Source organism: Paenibacillus sp. VTT E-133280, assembly GCF_002264385.1.
Lineage (GTDB): Bacteria > Bacillota > Bacilli > Paenibacillales > Paenibacillaceae > Paenibacillus_AQ > Paenibacillus_AQ nitricinens.
On record NZ_NFUX01000011.1, the window covers coordinates 74,690 to 94,556 of the forward strand.

Consider the following 19,867-nt stretch of genomic DNA (forward strand, 5'->3'; position numbering starts at 1 on the left):
CTTAAAAAAGTAGGATGAATACCGATATAGTAAGAAGAGAGAAAATGGAGGGAGGAGAAACGGTATGAATATCGGAACATTGATCCGTGGATTGCTTGGAGATCAAAAACCGGGTGCGGCGAAGTCTTTAGAATTAAAGGAAGGGCAAGTTGTCCGTGGTGTTGTTCTCTCTGTATCGGATTCAGGCAAAGAAGCGGTTGTGCAAATCCAAGGTACACCTGTTCGTGCGGAATTAGAGACACCATTACTGCCTGGAGAAACCATGAACTTACAGGTTGGATCACCCGGAGAAGGCGGATTGCCCGTATTGAAGCCGGTCTCCCTCGGTGAAACGGCGTTAGTCACTCCCCAAAGCATGGGTGAGGCTTTGGAGTCGCTAGGATTAGCTGATTCCAAAGCAGGTCGAGAAATCGTACTAGCGATGCAAGCAGGAGGCGTTCCGCTTACAAAAGAGACAGCAGCTTTGCTGGATGCGGTAATGAGTGCAAAACCAGCTGGTGTGCCTGCTTCAGAGTGGCTTGACGCAGCTGTCATTTCTGTAAAACGGGGACTACCTGTTACAGCTGAGAGTGTGAAAGGATTGCAGCAGGCTGTATTTGGCCCGCAGCTGCATCAGCTTTTATCAGCACTGGAAGATCAGATTACAATATGGACAGGTCAAATTGCTAATGATGAAACAATTACAGCTGAATCAAAGGCTGGAATGGGTACAAATACTGGTAAACTTGAAATCTCGGTAACTGCAGGTGCTGGAAGTGGGAATAACATGGGAGTTGTAGAGGGGGACGCTACAGAAGCAGACTCTTTACAATCGGCAGCTAAAGGAAATGGACAAGCTACAACTAAAATTGCTGATGGGACTATCGCAAGCGGAAGTACCGCTCTTTCGGAAGGAGCAACTGAAGGTGCTCTGAAACCGGTTGAACAAGGTGCGCCAGTCAAGGTGACTCTTAATATAGCTTCTGAGAATGAAACGGAGATAGGAACTGGCAAGCCAGTTGTAGTTGATGAGACAGGTGAAGGGACTCAGATCCCGAAGGGTGGTATTGTTACAGAGTCTATGGCTGGTAAATCAACACCTGCCATATCCGGCGCTCTAAATAGTGCTTTAAGCGCTCAAGCTGATAGTGCAGCGAATAATCCTATCCGTTCCAGTGAAGTTGAGATTCAAGGGAATGCCTTGAATTTGAATAAGGATGGGGCATTGGATAATGTTATACATGCGGATAAGAGTCTGGCTGCCTCGATGGATAAGAGAGGGGCTATGCCGGGTGGCGCGAGTGTGAGCGCCGAAGGAACTGCTGCTGGTGCGGCGCCCCACGCAGCAAGTGGTGCCGCCCTGCTCGCGAAGCTGCAGGGCGTGCTCACCGAGCTGCGCGGCAGCTTGCCGCAGCTCGCTCTGGTCCCGCCCGCTGACGCGGCGGGAGCAAGCCCTGCCCCCGCTGCTGCGCCGCGCGGGGAGACCCCGGCTGCGACGGCTTCGCCGGTGCAGCCGGACACCGCCCCACCCGCGGACGCGGAGTCGTGGGTGGGGCGGGTGCTGAAGCTGCTCGGTGCGGAGCACGAGCAGCAGGCGGTGCGCGGCGGCGCAATAGCCGCCGCTGAGACGGCCCGCGCGGCGGCAGGTACGGCCGCGCTTGGCAGTGCGGGTGTCGGTGGCGAACAAGCCACCGACACCTTAAAGGGCGTGCTGCTGCAGATCATGAGCAGCAGCGAGGTGCCGCCCGCGGTAAAAGAAGCCGCGAGCGGACTAGTGCAGCAGCTGACAGGACAACAGCTGCTGCTCAATACAGATCGAACGGCTCCTTTCGCGCAAGTAACTTTGTTCTTGCCGCTGCAAGGTCCAGATGGGCAGGAGACCGCTTCCGTTCATATTCAGTCGCGTCGGGGACGCAAGGGTGAATTAGATGCTGCCAATTGCAGGCTCTGGTTTGATTTGGATATGAAGCAGCTCGGCCAGACACTGGTTGATGTGCAGGTTGTTGATCGAATCGTTAGTCTTAAGCTGCATAATGATCATCCTTGGGTGCTTGAGCTGTTGGAACAGCGGCGTGATGACATTAAAACGGCAGTAGAATCTATTGGTTATCAGTTGTCGGGATTAAGAACTGAACCTTTGCCAGAATTAAAGCTATCTACAGAACTTGCCAATCCCCATAGTAAGCTTGTTGATTATGTTCCTGATGTTTATAAAGGAGTGGATTACCGTATATGAACGAGAATGAGCCTGTACCTCTAATTTCACAAAGGCTCAAAAAAGCGGTCGCTCTCAAATATAGCCCAGGACAAAGCGAGGCACCTGTCGTTGTTGCCAAAGGACAAGGGGCGATAGCGGATCTGATTCTGCAAAAAGCTAAAGAGAGTGGGGTTGCTGTCCAAGAGGACGCAGCTCTCGTAGAAGTTCTTTCAAAGCTCGATCTAGATCAACAGATTCCATCTGAACTTTATCAGCTAGTGGCTGAAATCCTCAGCTTTGTTTATCAGAGCGACCGTTCCGCCGGTGAACGGAGACCGGAATGAAAGAGCCATACACAAGAGAACGCTACAACCGCAAACAGAAGGGAGCCGCTGCTGAAGAAGGGGCTGTCCAGTACTTATCTACCTGTGGGTACAAGATCTTAGAACGAAATTGGCGTTGTCGAACCGGAGAACTTGATATTATTGCGGAGAATGAAGGCTGTATTATTATTGTTGAAGTTCGCAGTCGTAGTGGAGAGCTATATCAAGGGACTCCGGAGGAATCTGTGAATACAAGAAAAATACATCAAGTGCGAAATACGGCACAGGTTTATTTGCATATGAAAGGTTATGATGATCGAAGAGTAACTTTTGACGTCATTAGCATTTTACTGAATGAAGATTTAAGCATCGCTTCTTTGGGGCATATACGTGAGGCTTTTTAAGCTGCACCCCATATTCTCACGCCATTCATTATGGGCACTAGCATTCTTATGAAAAAAGTCTTTACATAGCCTCCGCACAGTGGGTCATTTCTCAAAAGAAATGGGTAAACATTAGAGTAACTTTTTAATGTCATCATGAGGAGGGCTGTTTAAGTGAAGAATAAACCTTTTGAAATGCAGGTTAGTTTTGCTTGCCAATATTGCCAGCAGAAGATTGAAGTGAAATTTACCGCAGAGCCAGTATCCGTTGTCTGTTGTGCAAATTGCAATAAGAACTTCACGGTTATGCGGCCCACTATAGCTGAGGAAATATTAATCGATTGGAAAAATGAGGCGCTATTTCAAAAAATCCGTGCTGATAAATCACAAAACAGCACTAGCAGTCTCTTAGCGCTTGTTATAAAAGTCATAGAGCTTCTTACATGGCGAGATAAAGGAAATGGACAGGTGGAAGCGATTAAAGAAATGCGTGGCTGGCTCATTGAGAATGAAGAGACTCCCCCTCTAGCTGAACTGATCCAGAGCGATAATAAAAAACGATCACATAAGCGGCGTGACTGGTGATAATCATACAAACTATGATCAAAAAAGAAAGAAGGGTGAATATGGCTAACGTTTTTTTTACATCCGACCATCATTTTGGCCATAAGTTGATTATTGATTTTGAATCCAGACCCTTTATAGATGTGGGGCAAATGAATGAAGCTATGATTGAGAGTTGGAATTCGGTAGTGAATCCGGATGATAAAGTGTTTCATTTAGGAGACTTTTCGTTTCTTAATAAGGAAGCGACACGTGCTATTGTGGAGAGGTTACATGGCTATAAGATTTTAATTCTCGGCAATCATGATCGGGGACGCGGTCGGGATTGGTGGCTTGAAGCAGGCTTTGACGAGGTTAGTGAATATCCGCTGATTTATAAGGATTTCTTCTTTCTCTCTCACGAGCCTATGTATATGAATAAACATATGCCTTACGTAAATGTGCATGGTCATATTCACGGACAAAAATATGAAGGAAAGAATTATTTTAACATTTGTGTAGAGCATTGGAGCTATAAACCATTGACTTTTGAACAGATTAGGGACTCTGTCATAGTTAGTGAAGAAGGTTAATGTGGGTCTAAATGATTATTTATGCGTGTTTATGCAATTTGATGTTTATTAATAATTCTTGATTACGCTAAGATTTCATATATATAATGAGATATGTAGCTAATTTATTACCGGAAAATAAGGAAGCACCTTTTTTCTTGAAGATGTGACACCCAAACAGGGGTGTATTTCAGGAGACGAGGTGTTTTTATGTATGGAAAAATGCATAGTGCATGTCTGTATGGAATTGAGGGGGTAATGATAGGTGTAGAAATTGATCTTGCGAATGGATTGCCACAGACAAATATCATTGGTCTGCCTGATTCTGCGATTCGTGAGGCAGTAGAACGAGTAAGAGCCGCTATTAAGAACTGTGGTTATCGTTATCCCCAGCAGCGCATTACGATAAATCTAGCACCAGCCGACTTACGAAAAGAAGGATCTGCCTTTGACCTAGCGATTGCTCTGGGGATACTGATAACTAGTGGACAACTGATAATGCCCTCAGCCCATGAGGTGCTTTTTATTGGAGAGCTTGCGCTTGACGGTAGTCTGCGTCCAGTATCAGGTGTTCTACCAATGGTGGAAGCTGCGCGTAAGAATGGATTTAAGGCTGTACTGCTTCCTCAAGGAAATGCTGCTGAGGCAGCTTTGATCAGTGGCATAAATATATACGCAATCAACCATTTGCGTGCATTACCGAACCCGGAAGAATCACCATCTAATTCAGCTAAGGGTATAAAAGGGGAAGACGAACAGAATCAACGGTATGGAAGAGTTTCCGAAGAGATGACTTCTTTATCATCTCTTCCTTTTCCTGTAACTGTGACCAAGGGGATAGAAGCTAATGAACGATCTCCGGTTCTACTTCTTTCTTTGGAACATCTTAAATATACCCCGATTTACGGTGCATCTGAGGACGCCTCATATGTAATGAACGAGATGATGGATGATTACAGTGATGTGCTAGGGCAACAACATGTAAAAAGAGCCCTAACCATTGCGGCAGCTGGCATGCATAATATACTACTTATCGGTCCACCGGGTACAGGGAAGACGATGCTGATTAAACGCCTTCCAAGTATCCTTCCGAAATTGTCTGAGAGTGAGGCGCTTGAGGTAACTAAAATTTTTAGCGCAGCAGGAACTTTGAAAGATGCCCACAATGGTTTGCTGCGCAGACGTCCTTTTCGCTCCCCACATCATACGATATCGGCCGCAGGCCTTATTGGGGGTGGAGGTATTCCGAAGCCGGGAGAAGTTAGTCTTGCGCATCGAGGGATTCTCTTTTTAGATGAGTTGCCCGAATTCTCTCGGAATGTACTTGAGGTGTTACGCCAGCCGCTCGAAGACGGGGTTGTTACCATAAGTCGTGCTCGAGCTTCTTTTACCTATCCTGCAAAATTCATGCTGGCCGCATCGATGAATCCCTGTAGCTGTGGTTATTTTGGGAGTAATCTTTCTCAACAACATTGTACATGCAGCCCCGCCAGAATTGCTCAATATCGCGCAAAGATATCAGGACCCTTATTGGATCGTATTGATTTACAGGTGGATGTTCCTCGTCCAAAGGAATGGGATCGTCAGGGGCATGTTCTATCTTCGGCTGAGATGTATGCAGAGGTGATGGCAGCACAAGCGATACAGACTAAACGGTTTAAGCGCTTGCCTATTTCTTGGAATAGTGAACTTTCCGGCGCTTCCCTTCGGAGATATGCAAGCCTTAGCCGTGAAGGTGCCCAATTGCTGTATGACATTCTGGAAAATTTAGGTTTAAGCATGCGAGCGCATGATCGAATTATTAAGCTATCCCGTACAATAGCTGATTTGGAAGGCGCACCGGATATTACTTCCGCGCATCTTGCGGAAGCTGTGCAATACCGTAATTTAGACCGGCAGGCAATGACAGAAGAATAAACTAAATAGAGCAGCGATTCCCGTTATTGGCGAATCGCTGCTCTGTTTTGGGTTATTAATGTCACTCCGCTAAAAATGTTAACCTCTCTGGATAAGATCATCTGTGTCCGTAAGGGCTTCGTTTGAGATAATAATTCTCTATAGTTCCCTTACAGCACATTCAATTCTACAGCGATATTGCCGCGGGTTGCGCGGGAGTATGGACAAGCGCCATGAGCAGCCTCTACTAATGAGGCTGCAGTTTCTCTATCAACGCCTTTAACTAGCACATCAAGCTTAACCGCTATGCCAAAACCTCCATCTTCAACTTTACCAAAGCTGACTGTAGCCGTTACTTCGCTACCTTCAATTTTTACTTTTCCGAGTCGGGCAACCATGTTCAGTGCACTATCGAAACAAGCGGAATATCCAGCTGCAAATAGTTGCTCAGGATTTGTACCTTCTCCACCGGCACCTCCCATTTCGCGTGGTGTACTAATTGTAAGATTAAGCTTAGGGCTTTCTGATTCGATAAAACCGTTTCTTCCTCCTACGGCTTTAACAGTGGTTTCATACATTTTTTGCTGGATGGTCATCATTGTGTATCTCTCCAATTCCTAATTAGTTTGTGTACAATCTAATTTATCACAATTAATTATAATGTCAAATTAATTTTTTGCTATTAACATGATGTTATGAGTGAATTATGATAAAATAAGGGTATAAGGCAGGTGAATAAGATATGAAAATGAATGAAGAAGATATGCAAAAGATGACGACTACACCTGAGCTGCTGATTGAGAATCAACTCTGTTTTACGATTTATGCCTGCTCTCGTGAGATCACAAAGCTGTATCAACCTTATTTGGATAAGATCGGTTTAACATACTCGCAATATCTAGTAATGCTTGTGTTATGGGAACGGCAGCAATGTACGGTTAAAGAAATTGGTGAGGCGCTATTTTTGGATTCGGGTACGCTGACACCTCTTTTAAAACGCCTACAAGCAGCAGGCTTGATCGTACGTGAACGTTCAACACAAGATGAGCGGAAAGTTCTGATTTCCTTAACGGAACAGGGCTGGGCACTTCAAAGCAATGCGGCTTGTATTCCTGGGAAAATGATGGAAGAAACGACTATGTCCGGCGATGAGACTGTAGAGCTGCTTGAGCAGTTCAAAAGCTTGTTAAATCGTGTTCATGAGGCGAACACTCAAGATAGTAAAAAGTAAGTATAAACAGTAGTCAATGCGATCGTTCGCATTCCGGCATGAAACCAAGCGAAAAAATGTGTACGAATCATGAATATATTTAAGGAAAGCGTTTTAAAAACATGTTACACTATTCTGGGTTCCTTTATATGGCATATAGGTAAGTATAAGCTTAGTCTTATAGATTTACTCAATGTCTCTCACAGAAATAAGGCCATTCTTTTACGAGTGGTAGAGCAGTTTCTGTTGGTTCCGGAATAGTGCTGCATGTTTAGCATCAGCCTATCCCTAACCCCGCGGCAATCAAAACGGAAGGCGAGATGACAACAGGCTGCCTGTTAAGTCACCACGCTACTTTAGGAGGCTACCGCTATGAATATCCACGAGTATCAGGGAAAAGAAGTGCTTAAGAAGTACGGTGTGGCCGTACCGAATGGAAAAGTAGCTTATACAGTGGAGGAAGCGGTAGAAGCCGCAGAGTCACTGAGTACACCGGTTGTTGTAGTTAAAGCTCAGATTCATGCAGGTGGACGCGGTAAAGCTGGAGGTGTAAAGGTTGCTAAGAATATCGATGAAGTGCGTACTTACGCAACCGAAATTCTCGGCAAGACTTTAGTTACTCACCAGACTGGTCCGGAGGGTAAGGTTGTAAAGCGGCTGCTTATTGAAGAGGGCTGTCAAATTGTTAAAGAGTATTATATCGGTATTGTTGTTGATAGAGGAACTGGTCGGGTGGTTATGATGGCATCTGAAGAAGGTGGCACAGAGATTGAAGAGGTTGCAGCTACACATCCGGAGAAGATTTTTAAAGAAATCATTGATCCGGCAGTAGGTTTGCAGACATTCCAAGCTCGTAAACTAGCTTACAGCATCTCTATTCCGAATGAACTGGTAGGCAAGACTGTGAAATTCATGCAAGCGCTATATCTAGCTTTTGTGGATAAAGATTGCTCTATTGCCGAAATTAACCCATTGGTAGTTACTGCGGATGGTAATGTGATGGCTCTAGATGCTAAATTGAATTTTGACCCCAATGCTTTGTTCCGCCACAAAGATATTCAAGAGCTTCGGGATCTAGATGAAGAAGATTTGAAAGAAATCGAAGCCTCTAAGTATGACCTGAGCTATATTGCGCTTGATGGCAATATTGGTTGTATGGTGAACGGTGCAGGTCTAGCGATGGCAACGATGGATATAATTAAATATTACGGAGGCGAACCCGCCAACTTCCTTGATGTAGGGGGCGGTGCAACTACCGAGAAAGTTACAGAAGCCTTTAAAATTATTCTGTCAGATGAAAAGGTAAATGGAATTTTCGTTAATATTTTCGGCGGTATTATGCGCTGTGACGTTATTGCTAACGGTGTTGTGGAAGCGGCAAGTCAATTGGGATTGACTAAACCGCTTGTTGTACGTCTTGAAGGAACAAATGTTGGTTTAGGTAAGCAAATCTTGGCTGGATCGGGACTAAACATTGTAGCTGCTGATTCTATGGCGGACGGTGCCCGTAAGATTGTATCTCTTGTGCAATAATGGCTCGGAAGTTGAAGCCAGTTATCGTATTTGACAATATAAGTAGGGATGTGACTTAAGGCATGAGCATTCTTGTAGATAAAAATACGAAAGTTATCACGCAAGGTATTACGGGAGCAACGGGCTTGTTCCATACTAAGGGTGCGCTTGATTATGGAACTCAGATGGTTGGAGGAGTAACGCCGGGTAAAGGTGGAACAACAGTTAATATCACCCTTGAAAATGGCAGTGAAGTTAGTCTTCCGGTATTTGATACAGTCGCAGCTGCTAAAGCAGCTACTGGTGCAACTGCTAGTGTGATTTATGTACCGCCAGCATTTGCAGCAGATTCCATCATGGAGGCTGTAGATGCAGAGCTGGATTTGGTTATCTGTATTACTGAAGGTATTCCTGTGCTTGATATGGTAAAAGTCTCACGTTATATGGAAGGTCGTTCTACAGTGTTGATCGGTCCAAACTGTCCGGGTGTTATCACTCCTGGAGAGTGTAAGATTGGAATCATGCCTGGCTATATTCATATGCCTGGTTATGTAGGAGTGGTCTCGCGCAGCGGAACGCTAACCTATGAGGCGGTTCATCAGCTGACCACGCGTGGAATTGGGCAGTCTTCGGCTGTAGGTATTGGCGGGGACCCTGTTAAAGGCTCCGAGTTTATTGATATTTTGAGGCTGTTTAATGAAGATCCGGGTACGAAGGCAGTTATCATGATCGGAGAGATCGGTGGTACGGCTGAGGAAGAAGCAGCGGAGTGGATTCGTGAACACATGACCAAGCCAGTAGTAGGCTTCATTGGAGGGGCAACTGCACCTCCAGGCAAGCGTATGGGGCATGCTGGTGCTATCATTTCTGGAGGGAAAGGTACAGCTAGCGAAAAAATTGCCGTACTGGAAGCTTGCGGAATTAAGGTAGCCCCTACGCCTGCTGAAATGGGTTCGACACTCGTAAGTGTGCTTGAAGAGCGCGGTATTCTCAATGCTTTTACATCGCACTAATTAGTGTAATTAAGACAGAGAAATCGCTCCGCGTAGTGAGGTTATTTCGTGTATAATTAATTAAAGAGGTAAGCAACCTTTTGTTCCTATTTAGGGATGAAAGGTTGCTTTTTTTATTTTAAATAGAAATTTATTGAATTTAAAGAAATACTTGCGTTTTCAAGATGTGTAACACAAAATAGGGAAGGCTAGGCCTTCCGTGTTAAGGGGCGAAAAAGACTATGGAAGAACGGGAACTACTATTCGGTTTTAATGAAGTGGAAGGCATTGGCTGGAAAACGATCGACAAGATTCGCAGAGCTGGGCTCTTGTCAGAAAAAGCATTTTCTTGTAGCTCGGAAGACTGGGAAAAGGTTGGATTGAGTGAGAAAATGTCGATTCAGCTTGCTTCTATATATACGTTGGAGTGGATAGCAAGCCGCCGCTTACTAATGGAAGAAAGTTTTGTGAACATGATCACGATTTTTGATGCAGACTATCCAGATTTATTGAAGGAGACGGCTCAGCCACCATGGATTCTTTATTATCGTGGGCGTTTGGATCTGTTATCGACACCCAGTGTAGCGATGGTCGGTACTCGTGTGCCAACAGCTTATGGACGGAAGGTAGGGGAGATCCTCACGAAAGAGCTTAGTGAAGCAGGTCTGACAGTGGTTAGCGGATTAGCTAGGGGGATTGATAGCGTTTGTCATGAAGCTGCGCTAAGAAGCGGTGGAGGCACAATAGCGGTAGTAGCTACAGGTCTGGATCGGGTCTACCCGCCTGAGAATAAGGAGCTTGAACGATTGATTTCCCGTGATGGGCTAGTGCTAACAGAGTATCCCCTTGGAACCAAAAGCCATCCAGGGTTGTTTCCGCAGCGCAATCGAATTATTGCGGGTCTCACATACGGGACAGTGGTTGTAGAGGCGGATAGTAGAAGTGGATCACTCATTACTGCAGATGCTGCCTTGGAGGCAGGACGGGATGTTTTTGCTGTCCCTGGACCTATTACGTCTCCCAAAAGTAGAGGGGCTCTTGATCTGATTAAACAGGGGGCAAAGCTGGTAACCGGTGCACTAGATATTTTAGAAGAATACACTTCTTTTCTCCCGACAAACCTCTCAAAAACGGGTGAAAGCGGTCCCCCTAAACAGGTGGTTGACGATTTGGTAATTGAAAAGAAATTGACAAATGAGGAGTTACACCTATACCATATACTGCATCAAGGCCCCTTTATTTTGGACGATCTGCTTGTGAGGACAGGATGGGATTTTGGACATTTGCATTCAGTTCTGTTATCTTTAATCATAAAAAAAGCGGTAGCACAATTACCAGGAGCTATTTATAAGGTAATTTAATATAGAGGTACGAGTGTTAACGAGGAGGAAGAGTCTATGGCAGATGCATTGGTTATTGTCGAATCGCCCGCGAAAGCGAAGACAATTGGCAAATATCTAGGTAGTAAATATATTGTAAAGGCATCTATGGGACATATTAGGGACTTGCCGAAGAGTCAAACCGGCGTCGAAGTTGAAAATAATTTTAACCCTAAGTATATTACTATCCGTGGTAAAGGTTCCATATTGAAGGAATTGAAAGACGCTAGTAAAAAAGTGAAAAAAGTTTATCTCGCAGCTGACCCTGACCGCGAAGGAGAAGCGATCGCATGGCACTTGGCGCATGCATTAAATTTAGATCAAACACAGGAATGCCGAGTTGTATTTAATGAGATCACCAAACAAGCGGTGAAGGATGCTTTTAAGACGCCACGTAAGATTAACATGGATCTTGTGAATGCACAGCAGGCAAGACGTATACTGGATCGGCTGGTAGGTTACAAGATTAGCCCCCTATTATGGAAGAAAGTCAAAAAAGGGTTATCTGCTGGTCGTGTTCAATCTGTAGCTGTAAAGATCATAATGGATCGTGAGAATGAAATCTCCGCTTTTGTACCTACTGAATATTGGAGTATTACCGCTAAACTTGGGATTCGAGATTCCGTCTTTGAAGCTAAGTTCCATAAGCTGAATGGTGTGAAGAAAGAACTTAATCAAGAAAGCGATGTTCAAGAGATCCTTGAGGCAATCAAGAACGCAGCTTTTAAGGTAAGTAAAGTGAAGGAGAAGGAAAGACAACGACATCCTTCGGCTCCTTTTACAACAAGTTCACTTCAACAGGAAGCAGCTCGTAAGCTTGGATTCCGTGCAGCTAAGACCATGTCTGTTGCCCAGCAATTATACGAAGGTGTGGAACTAGGCAAAGAGGGAACCGTAGGTTTGATCACCTATATGCGTACGGACTCGACACGCTTATCTGTCACTGCACAGGATGAAGCTAAAGAGCTGATTACTGCTAAGTATGGTGAAAAGTTCTTACCTGAAACCCCCCGCCAGTATTCGAAGAAAGCGGCTGGAGCACAAGAAGCGCATGAAGCGATTCGACCAACTTCGGCACTTCGGGAACCGGAAATGGTCAAAGAGTTCTTAAGCCGGGATCAATTCCGTCTTTATAAGCTGGTGTGGGAGCGGTTCGTATCCAGTCAAATGGCTTCGGCTCTTCTGGATACACTCTCGGTTGATATAGAAGCAGGTACAGCCACTTTCAGAGCGGTGGGTTCGAAGGTTTCATTCCCAGGGTTCATGAAGGTTTACGTGGAAGGTAATGATGATGGAACTACAGATGAAGATAAGTATTTACCGCCTCTTGAAGCGGGAGATGCTTTAAATAAGCAAGAGATCGAGCCGAAGCAGCATTTTACACAGCCACCACCGCGATATACAGAAGCAAGGCTTGTAAAGACACTTGAGGAATTAGGGATAGGACGCCCAAGTACGTATGCACCAACGCTTGAAACGATTCAGAAGCGTGGTTATGTAGCGATTGAAGAGAAAAAATTCATGCCTACAGAGCTTGGAGAACTAGTCATCGAGCAGATGGAACAATTTTTCCCGGAAATATTGAACGTAGAGTTTACGGCTAATATGGAAGGAGATCTTGACCATGTGGAAGAAGGGTCAGAAGATTGGGTGAAGGTTCTTGCCGAATTTTACGAGTCTTTCGAGAAGCGCTTATTGTTTGCTGAAGAAGAAATGAAAGAAATCGAGATTGAAGATGAAGTCTCTGATGAGATCTGCGAGAAATGTGGTAAACCACTTGTATATAAATTAGGACGCTTTGGGAAGTTTCTAGCATGTTCTGGTTTTCCAGATTGCCGAAATACGAAGCCGATTATCAAAGATATAGGTGTAACTTGCCCTAAATGTAATGAAGGTAAAGTTGTAGAGCGTCGTAGCAAAAAAGGGCGTGTCTTCTATGGCTGCGATCAATATCCTGGCTGTGATTTCGTCTCTTGGGATAGACCATCCACTAAGCCATGTCCATCTTGCGGGGCTTGGATGATTGAGAAACGCAATAAGCAAGGCACCAAACTGCAATGTACGTCTTGTGACCATACAGAGGCAGTTTTAGACAACGAAGAAGAGTTAGCAGAATAATAGTCTCTACAGGAGGAAATAAGACAGTGACAGATACAGCAAAGGTAACAGTAATTGGAGCAGGTCTCGCAGGAAGTGAAGCGGCCTGGCAAATAGCCTCTCAAGGCGTACCGGTAAGATTGTATGAAATGAGACCCGTGGTGAAAACGCCAGCTCACCACACGAATCAATTCGCAGAACTAGTATGCAGCAACTCCTTGCGTGCAAATGGTTTAGGCAATGCAGTGGGTGTATTAAAGGAAGAAATGCGGCGCTTAAACTCTCTTGTATTAGGTGCTGCGGATCGCCACGCTGTACCTGCTGGTGGTGCACTTGCCGTGGATCGGGATGGTTTCTCGGGAGAAATTACGAGTACATTGCATAATCATCCGCTCGTGGAAGTCATAAATGAAGAACTTACGCATATACCGGAGGAAGGGATTGTTGTTATTGCAACGGGTCCACTAACTTCCCCTGCATTATCTGCTGAAATTAAGGGTCTATTAGGTGAAGAGTATTTCTATTTTTATGATGCTGCTGCACCGATTGTTGAGAAGGACAGTATTGATATGAATAAAGTGTATCTGGCTTCCCGTTATGACAAAGGGGAAGCAGCATATCTGAACTGTCCTATGACTGAAGAGGAGTTTGACGTGTTTTATGATGCGTTGATTTCTGCAGAGACGGCGGCGCTCAAGGATTTTGAGAAAGAGATATACTTTGAGGGCTGTATGCCTATCGAAATCATGATGAAGCGCGGTAAGCAAACAGCATTGTTTGGTCCGATGAAGCCAGTAGGTCTTATCAATCCGCACACAGGTAAGCTACCTTACGCGGTGGTACAGCTTCGTCAGGATAACGCTGCTGGAACGCTTTACAATCTGGTGGGTTTTCAAACGCACTTGAAATGGGGCGAACAAAAGCGGGTATTTTCGCTGATTCCAGGTCTTGAGAACGCTGAATACGTTCGATATGGTGTAATGCACAGAAATACCTTTATTAATTCTCCTAAACTCTTGCATCCTACTTATCAAATGAAGGGTAAAGAAAGGCTGTACTTTGCTGGACAGATGACTGGTGTGGAAGGTTATGTGGAATCAGCAGCTTCAGGTCTGATTGCCGGCATTAACGCTGCTAGAGCCGCACTCGGTCAAGAAGGACTGATCTTCCCGCAAGACACGGTGCTCGGTAGTATGCCTGCTTATATCACTTCCGCTGATCCGGAGCATTTTCAGCCTATGAATGCCAATTTTGGTCTTCTACCGAAGGTGGAGAAGAAAATCCGTAATAAGAAAGAAAAAAATGAGATGTTAGCGCATCGTGCACTAGACAGTCTTGCCGAGTACGCCAATCGTACGGGCCTCGCTTATATAGAGCCGGAGGTTATCGATACCCAAGAATAAGCGCCTTCGGCGTCCTAATAAGGATGATAAGCGTTAGCGTTTAAGCGAAAAATATAAGGATAATGAAGAACAACGTGAAACGTATACTTCTTATATTTTAACAAAGCCCATCTTAAGGAGGTAACTGCAATCATGGTACCCAGCTTTCATGCGACTACAATTTGTGCTGTAAGACATAACGGACAGGCAGCTATAGCAGGTGATGGTCAGGTTACATTCGGAGAGAGTGTAATTATGAAGACGACGGCCAGAAAGGTTCGTCGCTTATACAGGGGACAAGTAATAGCAGGGTTTGCAGGATCTGTTGCCGATGCTATCACTTTGTTCGAAAAATTCGAAGGTAAGTTGGAGGAGCATCATGGAAACCTGCAACGGGCAGCCGTAGAATTAGCGAAAGACTGGCGTCAAGATCGTATTCTTCGTAAACTTGAGGCATTAATGATTGTTATGGACAAGGAAGGAATGCTCTTAATCTCCGGAAATGGTGAAATTATCGAGCCAGATGATGATGTGCTCGCTATTGGTTCCGGTGGTAATTTTGCACTTGCTTCCGGTCGCGCGCTCAAACGTCATGCTCCAAATCTTGCTGCTGCGGATATTGCTCGTGAGGCTCTTCAGATTGCATCAGAAATATGTGTGTATACTAACTCCAATATTATTGTTGAGCAATTATAGGCTCAGTGCCATAGAGACAAGGAGGAATTCACGATGGTGAATCAATCGCTAACACCCCGTCAAATCGTAGCTGAATTGGATAAATATATTGTAGGTCAGAAACAAGCTAAGAAATCGGTAGCTGTTGCCCTTCGTAATCGTTATCGGCGCAGTCTGCTGGCTGAGGAACTGCGTGATGAAGTTGTTCCTAAGAACATCTTGATGATCGGACCTACTGGTGTGGGGAAAACCGAGATTGCCCGGCGTTTAGCTAAGCTTGTTAATGCTCCGTTCATCAAAGTGGAGGCTACCAAATTCACTGAGGTGGGTTATGTAGGTCGAGATGTGGAGTCTATGGTGCGTGATTTAGTGGAGACCTCTATTCGTATGGTGAAGCTAGAGCGCACGGAAAAGGTGAAGGACCGTGCAGAAGAGCTGGCTAATGAGCGGATTGTCTCTATTTTAGTGCCTTCGTCTTCAAAGAATAAATCTCAGAAGAATCCTTTTGAGATGATTTTTGGCGGGAATTCTGCACAAGAGGATTCTAAAGAAGATTCCGAACCAGATGGAAGCTTAAGCGAGCGCCGTCGCGGGATTAGATTTAAGCTGCTTGCTGGTCAATTGGAAGAAGATATCATTGAAATAGATGTTGAGGATACAGCGCCATCTATGCTGGATATGTTTGCAGGGCAAGGGAACGACCAGATGGGGATGAATATGCAAGAAATGTTTGGTAGCTTGCTTCCGAAGCGGACGAAGAAGCGTAAGCTTCCTATCCGTGAGGCTCGTAAAGTGCTAATTCAGGATGAAGCAACTAAACTGATTGATATGGATGATGTCATTCAGGAATCTGTGACACGCGCTGAACAATCGGGTATTATTTTTATCGATGAGATTGATAAGGTTGCAAGTCAAGGTAAGGGTTCGGGCCCTGATGTATCACGTGAAGGTGTGCAAAGAGATATCCTTCCAATTGTAGAAGGTTCTACAATCATGACAAAATACGGTCCTGTGAAGACGGACTACGTGCTCTTCATGGCTGCCGGGGCTTTTCATGTAGCTAAACCCTCTGATCTGATTCCAGAGCTTCAGGGGCGTTTTCCGATTCGCGTAGAGCTAAGCAGTCTGACACTGGAGGATTTTGTATCCATCTTAACTGAGCCAGAGAATGCATTGACGAAACAATATGTTAATTTGTTAAAAACTGAGGACATTGAAGTTGAGTTCCAGAAAGATGCTATTTATGAAATTGCCAAAATAGCTGCTTCAGTGAATCAAAATATGGAAAACATAGGTGCTCGGCGTCTTCATACGATTTTGGAGAAGCTATTGGAGGATCTTTCTTTTGAAGCACCTGAGCTAACTCTGGATACTATGGTTATTACACCAGAGTATGTGCGTGAGAAATTGGCAAGTATTGCACAGGATCGTGATTTAAGTCAGTATATTCTTTAATGCGACAAATTATATTCTTTTGAATTTGGGCATATTGAATTAGAAAATTACAATTTAGTGTCATTAATAGGTAAAAAAATGTAAAAAGATGCAATTAAAAAGATAATTTTGAGTTAAAAAAGGAATAAAATAGCAATAAAGTGCTTAAAGCCCTGTCTTTTTTAAAAAGATAGGGCTTATTTCTTATTGTAATAATATACAAATTAAATGAAAATCAATGTATGTGAAAATACTAATAAGTTATACTTTGCGACAAGGTTCGACGTAGAAATCGATAAATTGAGGACTTTTATACTTTATTTGTCGAAAACAAGCAGGTTTTTTAAGGAAAGTTGTGGAATTCATTTCATTATGATAGCTTTGAAAGGAGGAATTATCTTGGGATTGCTGAATAGTGTCAGTTTTCAACGATTGCAGGGAGGCATTGATGCTGCCTACAAACGACAAAATGTTCTAGCAAATAATGTGGCTAACGAAGATACGCCAAATTTCAAACGTTCTGATGTTTCATTCGAAAGTTTCCTTCAGCAACAAGAAAGTGGTATAAAACCTACACTTAACGCGAAGGTAACGGACTCCCGACATTTTCAATTTGGTACCAACAGAATTGTACCAGCAGCTGTCGTTAGTACGGATGAAACTACCTCGATGAATAATAACGACAACAATGTGGATGTAGAACGAGAAATGGCGTTAAGTGCTGAGAACCAACTCAGGTATAGTTCTTATGTCGAGCAGATCAACAGTCAAATTTCGATGATGCGAGCTGTAATTCAAGGAGGATAAGATTGCATGAACTTTGGGAGTAGTTTTGGGATAAGTGCATCAGCATTAACAGCTCAACGATTGCGGATGGACGTGATTTCCTCCAACGTGGCCAATGCGGAAACTACAAGAGCATCGGTGGTTGATGGCAAAGCCGTTCCATACCGTCGAAAGCTTGTTGTTATGGAAGCTACCGAAAGCAATAAGTTCTCGAATATACTAAATTCGAAATTAAATGGTAGTAGTAATGAAGGTGTAAAGGTGCAGTCCATTATAGAAGATACTTCACCGTTAAAGCCAGTGTACAACCCAAGCCATCCTGATGCGGATGCCGAAGGTTATGTCTATATGCCAAACGTAGATATTACCAAAGAAATGGTAGATATGTTATCTGCATCACGTTCTTATGAAGCCAATGTCACGATGCTGAATGCATCTAAAGCTATGGTAAGTAAAGCACTCGAAATTGGGCGCTAAACGTAATTAACAGATAGAACGCTTCCGAAGTGAGTTTTGTACGAAGTGAATCTAGGAAGCATATGCTTACAAAACTTTTAGGAGGGAAACAGTTGATACAGAATATCACTAATGGGGTTCAAGCTGTACAGCAGCTTGCCATGAAACCAACATCTACCGAAGTTTCATCCACTCCTGCTAATGCCATGGAGAGCTTTGGTTCTTATCTTGAGAATGCACTCACTAAAGTAGCAGATCAGGAACAACAAGCAAAGGATATGAGTAATAAATTTGTATTGGGAGAAGTGAATATAGACGAAGTGATGATTTCTTCCCAACAGGCTTTACTGAGTTTGCAGTTGACTACACAAGTCCGGAACAAAGTGATAGAAGCCTATCAAGAAATTATGAGAACTCAAATTTAATTAATTCCTAGCTTAGTTCCGGATGGGGTGACACTGTGAATGAAAGATTTGCCCAATATCGGGAGAAGGTGACCCTTTATTGGAACAGATTTAGTGGTAAACAGAAGATTTTATTTTTTTCAACATTGTTTATCATTCTAATAATAATCGTAGTATTAACCATGCAGCTTTCAAAGACAGAATATGAAGTAGCGTTTCAAGATTTGGACAGCACAGATTCAGCTGGAGTAATGAACTACTTGGATACAGCAGGTGTTTCATACCGATTAAGCCAAGATGGAAAGAGCATCTCAGTGCCAAGCACAGAAGCGGCTCGAATAAAGGTGGATATCGGTTCTCAGGGGATTGTTCAGGGGGGCTCTATCGGTTATAAGGTCTTTAATGAAAATTCGTCAATGATAGGGACGACAGATAGTGAGTTTAATGTGAAGTATAATAATGCATTAAACGGTGAAGTAGAACAGTTAATGAGACGTATGCAAGGAATTAAGGATGCTAAAGTGCTGATTAATCTGCCTAAAGAAACAGTTTTTGCTTCCCAGGCTGACCAAGAGCAAGCATCTGCATCCGTTGTGCTTTCATTTAATCCGGGATTTAGACCCAGTCAAGATAATATCGATGGTTACTTCAACCTTGTTAAGACGGCTGTTCCAAATCTACCAATCGATAACATTACGATTGCTAATAATGAAGTCGAGTTAATGCCTACGGCCAAAGGTGGACAAGCAGGAGTTTCCAGCCAAGTCGAAGAGAACTTCGCTCTTCAGAAAAAATTCGAAGAAGAAGTAAAGAAAGATGTGAAACAATTCCTTAGCACTCTTACGGGTCCGGATAAAGTTGATGTTCTTGTATTTTCGAAGCTGAACTTTGACAAGGAAAACCGGAAGGAGAATCTCGTAACCCCTGTGGATACAGAGAACATGAAGGGGATTGAGATCAGTTCACAAATCATTAGTAATTCGTATTCGGGTCAAGGGAATACAACTGGCGGAGTGGCAGGCACTGGTTCACAAGATGTAGCGGGCTATCCCTCACAAGCCGGTACGGATACTTCAACTTCGGAAGAATCTTCTGAAACGAGGAACTATGAAGTAAACCGAATTACAAAGGATGTTATCGCAAGTCCCTTTACTGTTAAAGATTTAACCATAAATGTTGCAGTTGAACCACCTACAGGACAAAATACTTTGGACGCTGCTACATCAGCAGCAATTCAAAACATTTTGGTAAATATTGTTCGTGCTTCGCTCGCAGATTCAGGTACTACATATACAGACGCTGATTTAACCAAAAAGGTTTCGGTATATTCTCAACAATTTGGCGGAACCGCTGCTAACACAACACCAGGTGGTCTTGCCACATGGATGTTATGGGCTATCGGAGCAGCTGCATTGCTGGTTGGAGCAGGTGGAGGATATCTAATCTATCGGAGTCGTAAGAAGACTGTGGAAGAGGAAGATGAAGACATTCCATTACAGGTTCCTACCGAATTTCCATCTATTAATTTGGAAAGTGTGACGAATGACAGTCAAGTTCGTAAGCAATTGGAAAGTTTGGCTAAGAAAAAGCCAGACGAATTCGTTAATTTGCTGCGTACATGGCTTGCAGACGAACAGAGGTGAACTA

At 44.0% G+C, this 19,867-nt stretch carries 19 protein-coding genes; 18 read left to right on the top strand and 1 reads right to left on the bottom strand.

The features are described 5' to 3' along the window. Window positions 1–64 precede the first annotated feature (64 nt). From CA600_RS07295 to CA600_RS07320, 6 genes are all read left to right on the top strand, one after another. Complete coding sequence (locus CA600_RS07295; RefSeq protein WP_094869592.1) at window positions 65–2,215, top strand: hypothetical protein; 2,151 nt, start codon at window positions 65–67, stop codon at window positions 2,213–2,215. Then, window positions 2,212–2,520, top strand: coding sequence for an EscU/YscU/HrcU family type III secretion system export apparatus switch protein (locus tag CA600_RS07300; protein WP_094869593.1), 309 nt, complete (start codon window positions 2,212–2,214; stop codon window positions 2,518–2,520). Before CA600_RS07295 ends, CA600_RS07300 begins: the two co-directional genes overlap by 4 nt. Next, entirely contained in the window at window positions 2,517–2,903 is a 387-nt protein-coding gene (locus CA600_RS07305) for a YraN family protein (RefSeq protein ID WP_094869594.1), read from the top strand. Before CA600_RS07300 ends, CA600_RS07305 begins: the two co-directional genes overlap by 4 nt. Window positions 2,904–3,056: 153 nt before the next feature. Beyond that, window positions 3,057–3,467: a hypothetical protein gene (locus CA600_RS07310; protein WP_094869595.1), complete on the top strand. Its 411-nt coding sequence runs from the start codon at window positions 3,057–3,059 to the stop codon at window positions 3,465–3,467. 41 nt (window positions 3,468–3,508) lie between these two features. Further along, window positions 3,509–4,018: a phosphoesterase gene (locus tag CA600_RS07315; protein WP_094869596.1), complete on the top strand. Its 510-nt coding sequence runs from the start codon at window positions 3,509–3,511 to the stop codon at window positions 4,016–4,018. Window positions 4,019–4,207: 189 nt separating this feature from the next. After that, a complete protein-coding gene (locus CA600_RS07320; RefSeq protein ID WP_094869597.1) occupies window positions 4,208–5,914 on the top strand; it encodes a YifB family Mg chelatase-like AAA ATPase in 1,707 nt (568 codons plus the stop codon). A 149-nt stretch (window positions 5,915–6,063) separates the two neighbouring features. Here the strand turns inward: CA600_RS07320 and CA600_RS07325 are convergent, their stop codons facing one another. After that, on the bottom strand, window positions 6,064–6,492 hold the full coding sequence (locus CA600_RS07325) for an organic hydroperoxide resistance protein (protein ID WP_094869598.1): 429 nt from the start codon (window positions 6,490–6,492) through the stop codon (window positions 6,064–6,066). A 143-nt stretch (window positions 6,493–6,635) separates the two neighbouring features. Between CA600_RS07325 and CA600_RS07330 the strand changes: the two genes are divergently transcribed. The 12 genes from CA600_RS07330 to fliF all read left to right on the top strand — a co-directional run bounded on the left by CA600_RS07330 (window position 6,636) and on the right by fliF (window position 19,863). Further along, window positions 6,636–7,124, top strand: a complete 489-nt coding sequence (locus tag CA600_RS07330; RefSeq protein ID WP_269321761.1) for a MarR family winged helix-turn-helix transcriptional regulator — start codon at window positions 6,636–6,638, stop codon at window positions 7,122–7,124. Between the two features lie 351 nt (window positions 7,125–7,475). Beyond that, the gene (gene sucC / locus CA600_RS07335) at window positions 7,476–8,636 is read left to right on the top strand and encodes an ADP-forming succinate--CoA ligase subunit beta (RefSeq protein WP_042128955.1); all 1,161 of its coding nucleotides are present in this window, start codon (window positions 7,476–7,478) and stop codon (window positions 8,634–8,636) included. Window positions 8,637–8,698: 62 nt separating this feature from the next. Further along, window positions 8,699–9,628 (top strand): succinate--CoA ligase subunit alpha, encoded by a 930-nt coding sequence (gene sucD, locus CA600_RS07340; protein WP_094869599.1) that lies wholly within the window; start codon window positions 8,699–8,701, stop codon window positions 9,626–9,628. 221 nt (window positions 9,629–9,849) lie between these two features. After that, window positions 9,850–10,968, top strand: a complete 1,119-nt coding sequence (dprA, locus tag CA600_RS07345; protein WP_094869600.1) for a DNA-processing protein DprA — start codon at window positions 9,850–9,852, stop codon at window positions 10,966–10,968. Between the two features lie 36 nt (window positions 10,969–11,004). After that, on the top strand, window positions 11,005–13,104 hold the full coding sequence (topA, locus tag CA600_RS07350) for a type I DNA topoisomerase (RefSeq protein ID WP_094869601.1): 2,100 nt from the start codon (window positions 11,005–11,007) through the stop codon (window positions 13,102–13,104). Beyond that, window positions 13,104–14,486 carry an FADH(2)-oxidizing methylenetetrahydrofolate--tRNA-(uracil(54)-C(5))-methyltransferase TrmFO gene (gene trmFO, locus CA600_RS07355; protein WP_143812119.1) on the top strand — a complete coding sequence of 461 codons (1,383 nt, stop codon included), beginning with the start codon at window positions 13,104–13,106 and terminating at the stop codon, window positions 14,484–14,486. The genes topA and trmFO overlap by 1 nt, the downstream gene beginning before the upstream one ends. Window positions 14,487–14,618: 132 nt before the next feature. Next, complete coding sequence (gene hslV, locus CA600_RS07360; RefSeq protein WP_042189455.1) at window positions 14,619–15,161, top strand: ATP-dependent protease subunit HslV; 543 nt, start codon at window positions 14,619–14,621, stop codon at window positions 15,159–15,161. A 33-nt stretch (window positions 15,162–15,194) separates the two neighbouring features. Further along, window positions 15,195–16,595: an ATP-dependent protease ATPase subunit HslU gene (gene hslU / locus CA600_RS07365; protein ID WP_094869603.1), complete on the top strand. Its 1,401-nt coding sequence runs from the start codon at window positions 15,195–15,197 to the stop codon at window positions 16,593–16,595. 378 nt (window positions 16,596–16,973) lie between these two features. Then, window positions 16,974–17,381 carry a flagellar basal body rod protein FlgB gene (flgB, locus tag CA600_RS07370; RefSeq protein ID WP_094869604.1) on the top strand — a complete coding sequence of 136 codons (408 nt, stop codon included), beginning with the start codon at window positions 16,974–16,976 and terminating at the stop codon, window positions 17,379–17,381. Between the two features lie 6 nt (window positions 17,382–17,387). Further along, window positions 17,388–17,837, top strand: a complete 450-nt coding sequence (gene flgC, locus CA600_RS07375) for a flagellar basal body rod protein FlgC (RefSeq protein ID WP_094869605.1) — start codon at window positions 17,388–17,390, stop codon at window positions 17,835–17,837. Window positions 17,838–17,929: 92 nt separating this feature from the next. Continuing rightward, on the top strand, window positions 17,930–18,241 hold the full coding sequence (gene fliE, locus CA600_RS07380; protein WP_042189451.1) for a flagellar hook-basal body complex protein FliE: 312 nt from the start codon (window positions 17,930–17,932) through the stop codon (window positions 18,239–18,241). A 35-nt stretch (window positions 18,242–18,276) separates the two neighbouring features. Then, entirely contained in the window at window positions 18,277–19,863 is a 1,587-nt protein-coding gene (gene fliF / locus CA600_RS07385) for a flagellar basal-body MS-ring/collar protein FliF (protein WP_094869606.1), read from the top strand. Window positions 19,864–19,867 lie beyond the last annotated feature (4 nt).